Source organism: Streptomyces marokkonensis (genome assembly GCF_039539045.1).
In the GTDB taxonomy this organism is placed as follows: domain Bacteria; phylum Actinomycetota; class Actinomycetes; order Streptomycetales; family Streptomycetaceae; genus Streptomyces; species Streptomyces marokkonensis.
Window position 1 is genome coordinate 1 of sequence record NZ_BAABCQ010000003.1, and the last position, 15,319, is coordinate 15,319.

At 75.3% G+C, this 15,319-nt stretch carries 7 protein-coding genes; 4 read left to right on the top strand and 3 right to left on the bottom strand.

Going from position 1 to position 15,319, the window contains the following annotated elements; all coding sequences use genetic code 11:
- Both ABEA26_RS01260 and ABEA26_RS01265 read right to left on the bottom strand, forming a co-directional pair.
- Positions 1 to 2,885: non-ribosomal peptide synthetase (locus tag ABEA26_RS01260; RefSeq protein WP_345588312.1), on the bottom strand; the 2,885-nt coding region annotated here is incomplete at its 3' end.
- Positions 2,882 to 7,585: an amino acid adenylation domain-containing protein gene (locus ABEA26_RS01265; protein WP_345588314.1), complete on the bottom strand. Its 4,704-nt coding sequence runs from the start codon at positions 7,583 to 7,585 to the stop codon at positions 2,882 to 2,884. The genes ABEA26_RS01265 and ABEA26_RS01260, both read right to left, overlap by 4 nt.
- Positions 7,586 to 8,136: 551 nt before the next feature.
- Between ABEA26_RS01265 and ABEA26_RS01270 the strand changes: the two genes are divergently transcribed.
- From ABEA26_RS01270 to abc-f, 4 genes are all read left to right on the top strand, one after another.
- The gene (locus ABEA26_RS01270) at positions 8,137 to 9,294 is read left to right on the top strand and encodes a thiamine pyrophosphate-dependent enzyme (protein WP_345588316.1); all 1,158 of its coding nucleotides are present in this window, start codon (positions 8,137 to 8,139) and stop codon (positions 9,292 to 9,294) included.
- 86 nt (positions 9,295 to 9,380) lie between these two features.
- Positions 9,381 to 10,352, top strand: a complete 972-nt coding sequence (locus ABEA26_RS01275; protein WP_345588399.1) for an alpha-ketoacid dehydrogenase subunit beta — start codon at positions 9,381 to 9,383, stop codon at positions 10,350 to 10,352.
- On the top strand, positions 10,349 to 11,866 hold the full coding sequence (locus ABEA26_RS01280) for a dihydrolipoamide acetyltransferase family protein (RefSeq protein WP_345588318.1): 1,518 nt from the start codon (positions 10,349 to 10,351) through the stop codon (positions 11,864 to 11,866). Before ABEA26_RS01275 ends, ABEA26_RS01280 begins: the two co-directional genes overlap by 4 nt.
- 238 nt (positions 11,867 to 12,104) lie before the next feature.
- Positions 12,105 to 13,760 (top strand): ribosomal protection-like ABC-F family protein, encoded by a 1,656-nt coding sequence (gene abc-f, locus ABEA26_RS01285; RefSeq protein ID WP_345588320.1) that lies wholly within the window; start codon positions 12,105 to 12,107, stop codon positions 13,758 to 13,760.
- Between the two features lie 173 nt (positions 13,761 to 13,933).
- Here the strand turns inward: abc-f and ABEA26_RS01290 are convergent, their stop codons facing one another.
- On the bottom strand, positions 13,934 to 15,124 hold the full coding sequence (locus tag ABEA26_RS01290) for a cytochrome P450 (protein ID WP_345588322.1): 1,191 nt from the start codon (positions 15,122 to 15,124) through the stop codon (positions 13,934 to 13,936).
- Between the last annotated feature and the right edge of the window lie 195 nt (positions 15,125 to 15,319).

The window sequence follows — 15,319 nt, forward strand, 5'->3', positions numbered from 1 at the left end:
GCCCGCCACTCGTCCATCTCCGCCACCGGAATCGGCGCACCGTCGTAACTGCTGGTCCAGGCCGCGTAGGGCTCGCCCTCCCGCTCCCGGTAGAGCGTGTCGTACACGTCGCGCCAGGCCCGCTCGCGGTCCTGTTCGCGCTGCGCGGACGCGCTCTCCCCACCGGCCGTGGCCGGGACGACGTAGCCGTCCAGGCGCCGGGTGCCGCCCTGCTCGGTGCGGGCGACGACGGCGGCCTCGGCGACCTGCGGGTGGGTGCGCAGGGCGGCTTCGATCTCGCCGGTCTCCACCCGGAAACCGCGGATCTTCACCTGCCCGTCCACCCGCCCGGCGAACTCCAGCACACCGTCCGCCCGCCACGCCGCCACGTCACCGGTGCGGTACATCCGCTCCCCCGCACCACCGAACGGATCGGCCACGAACCGCTCCGCCGTCAGACCCGCACGCCCCCCGTACCCGCGCGCCAGCCCCGCACCCGCCACGTACAGACCCCCCCGCACCCCCACCGGCACCGGCCGCAACGCACCGTCCAGCACGTACACCCGCGTGTTCGCCATCGGCCGGCCGATGGTGACGGGGGCGCCGGGGCGGAGGGAGGCGGCCGTCGACCAGATGGTGGTCTCGGTGGGCCCGTAGAGGTTGGTCACCTCGGCGGCGGCGCCGGTCAGTGCGGCCGCCAGGTCGTCCGGGAGGGGCTCGCCGCCGGTGAGGACGTGCAGGCCGCGCAGCGCCTCGGGGTGGTCACCCGCCAGGGTGCGCCACAGGGTCGGCGTCGCCTGCATGACGGTAGCGCCGCAGGCGGTGATCGTCCCGGCGAGGGCGGCCGGGTCGAGGACGGTGTCCTGATCGGCGAGCGCGACGGCGGCACCGCGGGTCAACGGCAGGAAGATCTCCAGGGCCGCGATGTCGAAGGACACGGTGGTGACGGCGAGCAGCCGGTCGCCGGGGCCCAGCGGCACCCGTTCGCCCATGTCGGCGAGGTGGTTGGCCAGCGCGCCGTGCGGGACGACGACTCCCTTGGGGCGGCCCGTGGAACCGGAGGTGTGGATGACGTACGCGGCCTGGTCCGGGTGGGGCACGGCGGCCGGGTCCCCGCCCTCGCCTCCGGTCTCGTCGTCGGCGGACGGGTCCGCGGGCAGGTCCGCCAGCCGCAGCACGGGCACGCCGGCCGGCAGCGGCACGTCGGTGGTGCCGTCGGTCACCACGCACACCGGGCGGACGTCGTCCAGGACCTGGGCGATGCGCTCGGCCGGGTGGAGCGGGTCGAGGGGGGCGTAGGCGGCTCCGGTCCGCAGGACGGCGAGCAGGGTGGCCGGCAGGTCCGTGGTGCGCTCGGCCATGACCGCGACCCGCTGTTCGGGTCCGGCGCCCAGTGCGGCGAGCCGGCCGGCCAGCCGGGCGGACCGGCGGTCCAGCGCGGCGTAGGTCAGCTCCCGTCCGCCGGCCCGGACGGCGACGGCCCCGGGGTGCTCACGGACCTGTGCGGCGAACAGCTGTGATACCGCGGCGCCTGGCACGGGGCGGGCGGTGTCGTTGCGCGTGACGAGCAGGTCCCAGCGTTCGGCCGCGGACAGCACGTCGACCGTCGCGGCCGGGCGGTCCGGGTCGTGGGCGAGGAGTTCGAGGAGCGCGGTGAGCCGCTCGGTCAGCCGGGCGACGGTGGCCCGGTCGTACAGGTCGGTGCGGTAGCTCAGCCGCAGGCGCAGCCGGTCGCCGGGCAACACCATCAGGCACAGCGGGTAGTGCGTGGCGGCGTGTTCGCTGACCTCGGTGAGCCGGATGTCGCCGGCGGCGACCTGGAGGGTGTCCGGGTCGAGGGGGTAGTTCTCGAAGATCACCATCGTGTCAAAGAGCTCGGCGGGCTCGACGAGGCTCTGGATGGCGCTGAGCCCGAGGTGCTGGTGGGGCATCAGCCGGCCGCGGTTCTCCTGGAGCCGGCGCAGCGCGGCGACCAGGGACTCCCCGGGCGCGACGGTCATCCGTACCGGCAGCGCGTTGGCGAACATCCCGATCATCGTCTCGGCGCCGGACAGGTCGTCCGGGCGGCCGGAGACGATCTCGGCGAAGATGACGTCGTGCCGTCCGGTCAGTCCGCCGACGAGGAGCCCCCAGGCGCCCTGGACCAGGGTGTTGAGGGTGAGGCGGGCGGACCGCCCGCGGGCGACGAGGGCCGCGGTCAGCTCCTCGGACAGGTCGGTGACGAGTTCGGCGGGCGCACCGGTGGCGCGTCCCCGTTCCTGGCCCGCGACGAGCGTCGGCTCCTCGACGCCGGCGAGCGCGCCGCTCCACGCCTGCCGGGCCGCGGTCTCGTCCTGCCGGGCCAGCCAGCCCAGGTAGTCGCGGTAGGGGACGGGGGGTCGCAGCGCGTGCCGGTCGGCGGGCCGCTCGTAGAGGGCGAACAGCTCCTTGATGAGCAGGCCCATCGACCAGCCGTCGAGCAGCAGGTGGTGGTGGGTGAAGACGAGGCGGTGGGTGCGCGGGCCCAGGCGGATCAGCGTGAACCGCATGAGCGGCGGGCGCGCGAGGTCGAACCGGAGTGCCCGGTCGGCCTGGAGCAGCCGGTCCGTCTCCGCGGCGCGTTCGGCGGCGGACAGGCCGGACAGGTCCACCTCGTCCCACGGGAGGCGGACCGTGCGGGGCACGACCTGGACGGGCCGTCCCTCACGGCGCTGCTGACGGAAGCCGGCCCGCAGGTTGGGGTGGCGCTCGAGCAGGGTCTCGGCGGCCGTCCGTATGCGGTCGGCGTCCAGGGGGCCGTCGATGTCGAAGCGGAACTGCACGACGTAGACGTCGTCGCTGCCGCTGTCGTCGTACCGGGAGAGGAACAGCAGCCCCTCCTGGAGGGGGGACAGCGGCAGTACGTCGTCGATCCGGGACCTGGTCACTGCGTTGCCTCGTCTTCCTCGCCCAGTTCGCTCTCGAGCAGGTCGATGTCCGTCTGGCTCAGTTCCACCATCGGCAGGTCGGAAGGGGTGCGGCCGCCCGCGTCCCCGGCCCCGGTGTGCCGCACCAAGGCATGGAGCACCGTGAACCAGCCCTCGGCCAGTTCCTCGATGTCGGCGGGCGTCCACAGCGCCCCGGGCCACGACCACAGGGCCGTGAGCCGCGGGCCGTCGGCGTGGTCCCGGGTGAACGCGTTGAGGGTGAGGGACCGTCCGAACGGCAGGCCGGGGTCGACGCCGCCGCCGAGGGGCGGTGCCTCGGGCGCGGGCGACCAGTCGGCGTCGTCCGGTTCCGGGAAGCGCCCGAGGTAGTTGAAGAGCAGCTCCGCGCGGGCGCCGTCGGCCAGCCGGGGCGCGGTGTCCTCGTTCAGGTAGCGCAGCAGACCGTGGCCGAGGCCCTGGTCCGGTACGGCGTGCAGTTGCTCCTTGACGCGTTTGACGGCGCGGCCGAGCGCGGGACCGCCCGCCCGCAGTTCCCGGTGGCCGACGCGGCCGATGTCCAGGCGCACCGGGTGCAGGCAGGTGAGCCAGCCGACGGTGCGGGACAGGTCCAGGTCGCCGCCGGCCGTCTCACGGCCGTGGCCCTCGACGTCGACGAGCAGGTCGGTCGCGTACGAGCCGCGGGCCCGCCGCCAGTCGGTGACCGCGGCGGTGAGGGCGGTGAGCAGGACGTCGTTCATGCCCGCGTGGAACGCCGCGGGCACCGAGGTCAACAGCGCCCGGGTGAGGTCGGCGGGCAGTTCGGCGGTGACGAGCCGGGCGGTGCCCGCGACGTCGCGCCGGGGGTCCGGGGGCACCAGGGACGGCAGTGGTTCGGCGGGCCGGGTCACGCGGCGCCAGAACGGTTCGTGCGCGAGCTGGTCCGGGTGCCGGGCGAGTGCGTCGAGCCGGTGCGCCCACTGCCGCAGCGGCGTGGCGACGGGTTCCGGCTCGGGCGGGCGTCCGGCGGCGACGGCCGGCCAGGCGGCGGCGAGGTCGGCGAGGAGGACGCGCCAGGAGACGCCGTCGACGGCGAAGTGGTGGGCTGTGAGCAGCAGTCGGCCGGGGCGGTCGCCGGCGTCGCACCACACCGCGCGCAGCACGTCGCCCAGGGCGGGGCGCAGCAGCCGGTCGGCCGCGGCGCCCTCCCGCTCCAGCACCGCGGGCAGCGCCTCGGCGTCGAGCCCGCGGACGTCGACCCGACGGATGAGCCGCGCGGCGTCCACCGAGCCGGCCGGCAGGACCTCGGGGGCCCAGGTACCGTCGGGACGGGTGGTCACGCGCAGTCGCAGCGCGTCGTGGCGGTCCACGAGGCTCTGGAGCAGCGTGGCGAGCCGGGGCTCGTCCAGGGCTGCCGGGACCCGCAGGGCGACGGACTGGCTGAAGCCGTCCACGGAACCGCCGAGGGTGCGGAACCAGTGCATGATCGGTGTCACCGGGAAGGGGCCCGCGGCCTCCGTGTGCGCTCCGGCCGGCCGCGCGTCGGCGGCGTCGCCGGCCGGGACGGCGCCGGCGGCGAGCCGTGCCGCGGTGCGCCGCTCGAAGACGTCGCGCGGGGAGACGGTGAGGCCGGCCTTGCGGATGCGCCCGGCAAGCTGCATCGACATGATGCTGTCGCCGCCGAGGGCGAAGAAGTCGTCGTCCACGCCCACGCCGCGGACGCCGATCACCTCTTCGAAGAGCCGGACGAGCAGCGCCTCGCGGGGGTCGCGGGGCGCGGGCCCCGTGCCGCGTCCGGTGACGTCGGGGGCGGGCAGCGCCTGCCGGTCGATCTTGCCGTTGGCGTTGCGCGGCAGTGCGTCGAGGACGACGCAGACCGCGGGGACCAGCGCGGTGGGCAGCGTGCGGGCCAGTCGGTCCCGGAGGTCCGCCGGGTCGGCGGTGTGGCCCGGCGCGGGAACGGCGTAGGCGACCAGCCGCTTGGCCCCGGGGGTGTCCTCGCGGCCCAGGACGACCGCCTGGGCCACGCCCGGGAGGCGTTCCAGGGCGGCGCGGGTCTCCCCGGGCTCCACCCTCTGGCCGCCGATCTTCACCTGGTCGTCGGCGCGTCCGAGGAAGTCCAGGGCGCCGTCGGGGCGCAGCCGTACCAGGTCGCCGGTGCGGTACAGCCGGGAGCCCGGCGGGCCGAAGGGGTCGGCCACGAACCGCGCCGCGGTCAGCGCGGGCCGGCGCAGGTAGCCCCGGGCGGGCATCACCCCGCCGACGTAGAGTTCCCCGGCGACACCAGGGGGCGAGGGCCGCAGCCACGCGTCGAGCACGTACAGGCGGGTGTTGGGCACGGGGGTGCCGATGGGCACCTCGGCGGGCCAGCCGTCGGGGTCGCCGGTGAGCACGGCGGCCGTCACCACGTGCGTCTCGGTGGGCCCGTAGAGGTTGTGCAGCCGGCGGCCGGGGTGGCCGCGGAAGAGCCGCTTGAGGTCCTCGCCGGGGGTCAGGGCCTCCCCCGCCTGGACGACCTCCAGGAGTGCGGGCAGGTCGCGGTCCGCGGTGGCGGCCGCGTCGGCGAGCGCCTCCAGCACGGTGTGGGTGGTGTAGAGGTGGCGGGCGCCGTCCCGCTCCAGCCAGTGCAGCAGTTCCCGCGGGTCGTGGCGGGCGAGGTCGCTCGCCACGGTGACGGTCTGTCCCTGAGTGAGGGCGCAGAGCATCTCCAGCGGGGCGGGGTCGAACGCGAGGGTGGAGAACTGGGAGACCACCGGGCCGGCCGGGCCGGGTATCGCTCCGGTGTACCAGGCCATCAGGTTGAGCAGCGGCTCCGCGTGCATCACGACGCCCTTGGGACGGCCGGTGGAGCCGGAGGTGTACAGCGCGTACACGGGGTGCGCGGTGGTCAGCGGAGCGAGCCGGTCGACGTCGGTGAGGTCGGTGTCGGGCAGGGCCTCCAGCTCCCGGGCGCAGGCGGGGTCGTCCAGGACGACGGGGTCGGTGCCCGGGGGCAGCAGGTGGGCCTCGGCGGCGGTGGTCACGACGGCCGCCGGTGCGGCGTCCGCGAGGAGGAAGCGGACGCGCTCCGGCGGGTACGAGGTGTCGACGGGGGTGTAGGCCGCCCCGGACTTCAGTACGGCGACGAAGGCGACGACCTGGTCGGCGCCGCGGGGCAGGGCGAGGGTCACGAGGCCCTCAGGGCCCGCGCCGCGCCGGACGAGCAGCCGGGCCAGTCGGTTGGAGCGGGCGGCGAGTTCACGGTAGGTCAGCCGGACGTCGTCGTCGACGACGGCGGTGGCGTCCGGGGTGAGCGCGGCCTGGCGGTCCAGGAGCCCGGGCAGCGGCTCGCGGAGGAAGGGCCGTTCGGTGGTGTGCGGCGTGGGCACCGCGGTGGCGCGTTCCCCGGCGGAGAGCAGCTCCACGCCGGCGGTGGGGACGTCGAGGTCCCGGGCCATGGCGTGCAGCAGGCGCTCCAGGCGCCCGGCGAGACCGTGCGACACCTCGGGGGCGCACCGGCCGGGATCGTGTTCGACGCGCAGGCGCAGCCGCGGTCCGGGGATGGCGACCAGGCTGAGCGGGTAGTTCGTGGCGTCCCGCACGTCGAGGCCGTGCAGCCGGACGCCGGCCGCGGCCAGGTCGAGGGCGTCGGCCTCGAGCGGATAGTTCTCGAAGACGACGAGGGTGTCGAAGAGTTCGGGGAGCCCGGCCGCCCGCTGGACGGCGGGGAGTTCGGCGTACTGGTGGTCCGTGAGCCGCGCCTGGGCGTCCTGGAGCCGCCGCAGGTTGCCGGCGAGGGACTTGCCGGGGTCGAGGCGCACGCGGACCGGCACGGTGTTGATGAAGAGGCCCACCATGGCCTCGGACCGCTCGACCTCGGGCGGCCGGCCGGAAACGACCGCGCCGAACGTCACGTCGTCGCTGCCGGTGAGCGCGCCGAGCAGGAGCGCCCAGGCCCCCTGGACCAGGGTGTTGAGGGTGAGGCCGTGGTGCCGTCCCCGGGCGACGAGGGCGGCGGTCGCCGTCTCGTCGAGTTCGACGTACTCCTGCCGGGGCGCCGGGGTGGCGGGATCCGCTCCGGGGGCCGGGGCGGTCGGGGCGGGGGTCCGGGTCACCGTGGTCGGCTGTTCGAGTCCGGCCAGCTCCTCCCGCCAGGCCCGGGCGTCGGCGGCGGTCTCTCGCGCCCCGAGCCAGGCCAGTTGGTCGCGGAAGGGGGCCGGCGGGGGCAGCGCCGCCTCGTCGCCGCCGTTGCCGTACAGCGCGAACAGGTCGGCGAGGAGCAGGGGCATGGACCAGCCGTCGACGAGCAGGTGGTGGTGGCTGAGGACGAGCCGGTGGTCCTCGGGTCCGAAGGCGACCAGGGTGCACCGGGCGAGCGGCGGGCGTGCCGGGTCGAAGCGCCGGGCCCGGTCGGCGGCGAGCACCCGCTCCAGGGCGGCGGCCCGCTGGTCCGCCGGCACCCCGGCGGCGTCGTGGACCGTCCAGGGCAGGTGCACGGACCGCGGGACGACCTGGACGGCGCGCTTCATACCCTCCTGCCAGAAGCCTGCCCGCAGGTTGGGGTGGCGGCGCAGCAGCGCCTCCACGGCGCCCCGCAGCCGGTCGGCGTCCAGCGGCCCGCGCAGGTCGAGGACGAACTGGACGACGTACACGTCCGCGGCCCGCTCGTCGTACAGGGCGTGGAACAGCAGGCCGTTCTGAAGCGGTGACAACGGAAGCACGTCCGTCAGTCCCGTACGTGTCACTACGTCTCCTCACGTCGCGTGCCCCGGCGGTGCGCACCTGCCTCCGCGCCGTTCCCAGAATTGCGGTCGCCCGTAGCCTTACAAAGCGATCTGACCCCTCGCTGACAGACTGCTGACGAAACGTCACCGTCTCCGGCGGAACCGCCGGGCACACCATTTGCGGCTCTTTCCCGGCAAGAGGCGGCTGCTAGTCTCCGAAATGACGGGGCGGCAGTCCCGGCGGCCTTTCGGACCTCGTCCGACGGTCGGCGCGCCGCTCCGTTCCGGCCGATCAGATCTCCCACACCGCGGCCTTCTCGTGCTTCCCTCCGACGTCCCGTCCGCCACGGCAAGTGACCGGAGAAAATGGGGTGAGGACCATGTCCAAGAATGCGCCTAAAGCGTTTGGCGAACCGCTCGAAGGCTTTTACGGCCCGCCTGCCGCAGAATCCATGCGGCTCACCGCCCCGCAATTGCTGGAGTGGATAATGCACGCCGCGGCGGCGAGCACACGGCACGAGGGCGTCGCCCGGTCCGTGCGACGGCCGCCCACGGCGCACCGGGAGCGCTGAATGCCCGGCACCGAGCAGAGCCGCGCGGCGCGCGACGCCGCCGCCCCGGCGGCCTGGCGGCCCGGCGCGGCGGGACCGCTGCGCGACCCCGCGCCGCTCCTCCCGGACACCGCGCCGGTGCGCGTGATCGGCACCCCGGCCGCGGCCGGCGCCGACCCGGAGACCGCGCGGCTGCTGCACCGGTCACTCGTGCGCGGCAGGCGCTTCAACGAACAGGCCACCGCGCTCGCCCGCCAGGGACGCCTGGCGGTCTATCCGTCCTCGACGGGCCAGGAGGCGTGCCAGGCGGTGGCCGCGGCCGTCCTGCGGCCGGGGGACTGGCTGTTCCCCACCTACCGTGACACGCTCGCGGTCCACCTCAGGGATGTGCCGGCCGCCCAGGCCCTGGCCCTGCTGCGCGGCGGCGAGCACGGCGGCTACGACCCGCGACGGTGGCGCACCGCGCCGCTGTGCACCCCCTTGGCCACCCACCTGCCGCACGCGGTGGGCCTGGCGCACGCGGCCCGGCTGCGGGGCGACGACGTGGTCGCGCTGGCCCTGGTCGGCGACGGCGGCACCAGCGAGGGCGACTTCCACGAGGCGCTCACCTTCGCCGGGGTGCTGCGCTCGCCGGTCGTCTTCCTGGTGCAGAACAACCAGTTCGCCATCTCCGTGCCGCTGGCCCGGCAGAACGCCGCGCCGAGCATCGCCCACAAGGCGGTGGGCTACGGGGTCGCCGGCCGTCTGGTCGACGGCAACGACGTCCTCGCGGCCCACCAGGTGGTCGCCGACGCCGTGGCGAGGGCGCGCAGCGGTGCCGGGCCGGTCCTGGTGGAGGCGGTGACCTACCGGATGGATCCGCACACCAATGCCGACGACCCGCGCCGCTACCGCTCGGACGCGGAGCGGGCGGACTGGCGCGCGCACGACCCGGTGGAGCTGGCCGAGGGTCATCTGCGGGACACCGGGCTGCTCGACGAGGAGACCGCGGCCGCCGCGGCCGAGGCCACCGAGCACACGGCCGCCGAGCTGCGGGCCGCGGTCCCGGGCACGCCGGCCCCCGGCGGTCCGGAGGAGCTGTTCACCCACGTGTACGCCCGTCCGACCACCCAGTTGCACGAGCAGGCCGCGGCCGCTCGGGCCGGGGCGGCGGCCGCACCCCGGGAGGTCTCCGCATGACTACGATCAAGGACACCGGGGCCCCGCCGGGCAGCGCCGCGGACCGCGCTCCGCTCCCCCGTCCGGCCGGACCGGCCGACACCCCGATGGCCCGTGCCCTCAACCGGGCACTGCGGGACGCGATGCGCGCCGACGCCTCGGTCCACGTGCTCGGGGAGGACGTGGGCGCGCTCGGCGGCGTCTTCCGGGTCACCGACGGGCTGACGGCGGAGTTCGGCGAGGACCGCTGCACCGACACGCCGCTCGCCGAGGCGGGCATCCTCGGCACCGCCGTCGGCATGGCCATGTACGGGCTGCGCCCGGTCGTGGAGATGCAGTTCGACGCCTTCGCCTATCCAGCGTTCGAACAGGTCGTCAGCCATGTGGCGAAGATGCGGAACCGGACACGGGGAGCGCTGCCGCTGCCCCTGGTCGTGAGGATGCCCTACGGCGGCGGGATCGGCGGCGTCGAGCACCACAGCGACTCGTCCGAGGCGTACTACATGGCGACTCCGGGGCTGCACGTCGTCACGCCCGCGACCGTCGCCGACGCCTACGGGCTGCTGCGCGCCTCCATCGCCTCCGACGACCCGGTGGTCTTCCTGGAACCCAAGCGCCGCTACTGGTCCAAGGACGCCTGGGACGCCGAGGAGCCGCCGGCCGTGGAACCGATCGGCCGCGCGGTGGTGCGCCGCCCGGGACGGAGCGCCACGCTCCTCACCTACGGGCCGTCCCTGCCGGCGTGCATGGCCGCCGCCGAGGCCGCCCGGGCCGAGGGGCGGGACCTCGAGGTCGTCGACCTGCGGTCGCTGGTGCCGTTCGACGACGAGACGGTGTGCGCCTCGGTGCGGCGCACCGGCCGCGCGGTCGTCGTCCACGAGTCGTCCGGTTTCGCCGGGCCGGGAGCGGAGATCGCCGCCCGGGTGACCGAACGCTGCTTCCACCACCTGGAGGCGCCGGTGCTGCGGGTGACCGGCTTCGACGTGCCCTACCCGCCGCCCCTCCTGGAGCACCACCACCTGCCCACGGCAGACCTGGTGCTGGACGCGGTGGCCCGGCTCCAGTGGGACCAGGGGTGAGCGCCGTGCGGCGGGAGTTCCCGCTGCCGGACCTCGGCGAGGGCCTCACCGGCGCGGAGATCGTCCGCTGGCTCGTCCGGCAGGGGGACCGCGTCGGTGTGGACCAGCCACTGGTGGAGGTGGAGACGGCCAAGACACGGGTCGAGATCCCGAGCCCGTACGCGGGTGAGGTCCTCGAGTGCCGCGGCGCGGCCGGCGAGGAGCTGCCGGTGGGGTCGCCCCTGGTGGTGATCGCGGAGGACGACGGCTCCGCCGGCGGTCACCGGCCGCGGCGGTCGGCGCCGGGGGCGCCGGGCCCGGCGGGGACGTCCTCGGCGGCACCGGCCTGGGCGGACCCGCCCGGCCGGGAGCCGGTGCTCGTCGGCTACGGCAGCCTGGGCGCCGCTCCCGCCGCGCCGCCGCACCGGGCCGCGGGCCCGGTTGCGGCTGCCGCCGCGGCCGGGACCCGCCACGGGCCGGTGCCGGTCGTGTCGCCCCTGGTGCGGCGCCTCGCCCGCGACCACGGCATCGACCTGCGGACGGTGTCCGGCACGGGGCCGGCCGGACTCGTGGGGCGCTCGGACGTGGTCCGGGCCGTCGAGGCGCTCACCGGGTCCGGGGAGGGGCGCGAACCGGACCGCACCGCGCCCGTCGCCTCCGCACCCCACGCCCCGCCCACCGGGGCCACCCTCCAGGGCCCGCCCGTCGGTCAGGTCGCCGATCCGGCCGCCGATCCGGCCGCCGGTCGGGGCACCGGCATGACCACTGGTCGGGGCACTCGTCCCGCCGCCGGACAGGCCGCCTCCGCCGGCGACGTACGGCCCGAGGACGACGTGCTCGTCTGGCACGGCGCCCGGCGGACGGCGGTCAGGAAGCTGACCGCCAGCCACCGGGAGATCCCGGCCGCGACCTGCTGGCTGGAGGCCGACGCCACCGGCCTGCTCGAACTGTGCCGCGACGCCGACGCCGCCGACGCGCCGCCCGGTCCGCGCATCGGCGTCCTCACGCTCATCGCCCGGATGTGCGTGGCCGCCCTCGCGCGCCACCCCGCGCTGGGCTCCCGCGTGGTGCACGACGCGGACGGCACGGCCGTGGGCGTCCGACCGCCGCGGTCGATCGGGCTCGGCATCGCCACCCGTACCGACCGGGGCGTCGTCGTCCCCGTGGTGCACGGCGCCGACCGGCTGACCACCGCCCGGCTCGGCGAGGAGATCGCCCGGCTGACCGCGGGCGCCCGGGACGGCACCCTCGCCCCGCACGAACTGACCGGCGGCTGCTTCACGGTCAACAACCACGGCGTCCTGGGCACGGACGGGGCCGTCCCCCTGATCAACCACCCGGAGACGGCCATGCTCGGGGTGGGCCGCATCGCCCGCAGACCCTGGGTGGTCGGGGACGCCGTGCTGCCCCGCAGCACCGCCCCGCTGTCGCTGACTTTCGACCACCGGGTCTGCGACGGCGCCACCGCGGCCGACTTCCTTGGCCTCGTGGCCCGGGCGGTGAACCGCCCCGCCACCCTGGCGCTGCACCTGTGACGTCCCCCGCGACCGGCGGCCGGTCCCACGGCGGGCCGTCCGCCGGCCCGCCCGACGGCAGAGCGCTGTCGCCCGGCGGAGCCGGCCGCTACACTGAGAGGCATGATCTTCTGACCGGTCGGCGGGACACCCCAGCCCTCCACAGCCCCTCGCCCCCTTGGCGCGCCCCCCGCGCCGGAGCCGCACAGCGGCCGGGGCCCGGCTGTGGCACACCCGTCTCCGGAGGAAATCTCTGCGTATGCCTTCTCAACTCACGCTGACCGACGTCTCCAAGGCGTTCGGCGACCACCCCGTGCTCGACCAGGTCTCCTTCAGCATCCGTCCCGGCGACACCGTCGGCGTCGTCGGTGAGAACGGTGCCGGCAAGACCACCCTGCTGCGCCTGATGGCGGGCGTCGAGCAGCCCGACGAGGGGACGGTCACCCTCGACACCGAGAACGGCGTCGGACTGCTGGAGCAGACCCTCGACCTGCCCGCCCACTACACGGTCCAGGACGCGGTGGACTGGGCCCTGGCCGACCTGCGGGAGGCGGAGCGCCGACTGCACTCCCTGGAGGCCGACATGGCCACCGCGACCCGCGCCGAACTCGACGCCTACGGCGAGCTGCTCAACCGCTTCGAGGCCCGCGGCGGATACCTGGCCGACGCCCGTGCGGCGGCCATGCTCGGTGAACTCGGCATCGGCCACATCCCGTTCGACCGTCCGCTCGGCGCGTTGTCCGGCGGCGAGCAGAGTCGCCTCGCGCTGGCCTGCATGCTGGCCACCGAGCCCGGCCTGCTGCTGCTCGACGAGCCCTCCAACCACCTCGACGACCAGGCCATGGCCTGGCTGGAGAACCGGCTGCGGGACTTCCCCGGCACGGTCGTCGCGGTCTCCCACGACCGGGTCTTCCTGGAGCGGGTCACCGAGACCATCCTGGAGGTCGACGGCGACCGGCACACCGTCAACCGCTACGGCAACGGCTACCCGGGCTACCTGGAGGAGAAGGCGGCGGCCCGCAGGCGGTGGGAGGAGGCGTACCAGAAGTGGCTGGAGGACATGGAGTTCCAGCGGGTGCGCAGCGTGACCACCGCCCACCGGGTGGGCTACGCCAACCGCTTCCACTCCAACAAGCTCCAGTACTTCAACCACGGGCTGCGGGCGGAGCGCCAGGTCGGCAGCCGGGTCCGCAACGCCCTGGAACGGCTGCGCCGGCTGGAGGAGGACCCGGTCCCCCGGCCGCCCGACCCGCTGCGGTTCGGCGCCGGACTGGCGGGCACCGGCCGGACGTTCGAAGAGCCCCTGGTGACGCTGACGGACGTGGTGGTGGACGGCCGGCTGCGGGTCGACTCGCTCAGCATCGGCCCGGACAGCCGGCTGCTCGTCCAGGGGCCCAACGGCGCGGGGAAGACGACCCTGCTCGACGTCATCGCCGGCGAAGTGGAGCCCGACCGGGGCGAGGTGGTGCGGCAGGGCCGCATCAGCTACCTGCCGCAGGAGGTGAGTGTGGGCAGGCCCCGGCAGCCGCTGCTCGCGGCGTTCGCCGAGGGCCGGGCGGGCACCGAGGAGGAACACCGTGAACAGCTCGCCTCGCTCGGCCTGTTCGACCCGGACACCTTCCACGTGCCCGTCGGTGAACTGTCGGTGGGTCAGCAGCGGCGGCTGGTCCTGGCCCGCCTGGTGGTGGAGCCGGCCGACCTGCTGCTGCTCGACGAGCCGACCAACCACCTGGCGCTGACCCTGCTGGAGGAACTGGAGGAAGCGCTGGCGCTGTTCGGGGGCGCCGTGGTGATCGTCTCGCACGACCGCCGGCTGCGCTCGCGGTTCCGCGGCGAACCGGTGGACCTGCGGGACGGGGTGCTGCGTCGCGCACAGCCCGCCGGTACGTCACCGGCCGCCACGCCCGACGCCTGAGCAGGACCTGAGTTCCGGACGGAGCCGCGGTCCGCACCCGCCGGTGGGCGGTGCGGACCGCGGCCCGGTGCCGCCGTGGGCCCACCGGGCTCTGGTGGGCCCCGCCGGCCGGTGGGCCGGGGGCGACGAGCGGGGGTGCCGCCGGGAGACGGGCGGGGCGGCGCCGCCACGGCTCACCAGGTGACGGGGATCTCGGAGAACCCGCTGAGCATCGAGCCGGGGCTCGACCAGCGCAGCCCGGCCTCGTCGGTGGCGAGCGCCAGGTTCGGGAAGCGGCGCAGCAGCGCACCGATGGCTACCTGGAGCTCCACCCGGGCCAGTGCCGCGCCGAGGCAGAAGTGGATGCCGTGGCCCAGGGCGGTGTGCTGGTTGTCCGGCCGGTCCAGCCTGAGCCCGGTGGGGTCGTCGAAGCGGCGCGGGTCCCAGTTGGCGGCCTGGGTCGAGGCGAGAACCGCGCTGTTGGCGGGGATGTGGGTGCCCCCGATGGTGACGTCCTCCAGGGTGACGCGGAAGAGGGCGCCGTCGCCCGCGGGGGCGTACCGCATCAGCTCCTCCACCGCCGACGGCAGCAGACCCGGGTCACGGCGCAGCTCCGCGAGGCGGTCGGGGAAGCGGAGCAGCGTCAGCACGCTGCTGCCGAGCTGGTTGGAGGCCGGTTCGTACCCGGCGAGCAGCAGGATCAGCGAGAGGGAGCGGACGTCGTGGTCGGTCAGCTCGTTGTCCTCGGCCGCCGTGGCGACCAGGGCGCTGAGCAGGTCGGGACCCGGGTCCTCGCGCTTGGCGACGACCAGCTCGTCCAGGTAGTTCTCCAGGGAGTCCCGGGCCGCGGTCCAGTCCTCCATGGAGTAACCGGTCAACGAGACCATGGTGTCGGCCCAGCCGCGGAAGCGGGAGACGTCCACCATGGGCACGCCGAGCAGCTCGCAGATCACGGTGATGGGGAACGGCACGGCGAGTGACTCCACGATGTCGGCCGGCGCCCCCTTCTTCTCCATGTCGTCGAGCAGCCCTTCGGCGATCTCCTCCAGCCGCGGGCGCATCCGCTCGATCCGCCGCGCCGTGAAGTCCCGGGAGAGCAGCCGGCGCAGCCGGGTGTGGACGGGCGGGTCCGTCGTCATGACGCTCTTGAAGGTCATCTCGGTCAGGCGCGGCGCTCCCGGAAGGTCCTGGCGGACGCTGAACCTCGGGTCGGACAGCACGAACCGGACGTCCTCGTAACGGGTCACCAGGAAGCCGGGGTCACCGGTCGCCATGGTGATCGCGGCGACCCGCTCGGTCTCGCGGAGCTCCTCGTACAGCGGTGGGATCGCGGTGGGGACCGCGCGGTCGAAGGGGTACGGGTGGCGCGGTTCGCTGGCTGCCATGTCTCTCCCTGTCCATCGTCGTCCGTCGTCGCGGACCGTCCGGTGAGCCGCCCCGGCCCGGCCCCCAGTGAGTCTGCTCACCCGGCGGTGACGGCGAGCGGGGCCGTGCCGGACCCGTCAGGTGACCGTCATGGCCGTATCAGGAGCGGCGCCCATAGTGGACCGGGCAGCGGCGGCAACCGGCGAGGAGGCCAC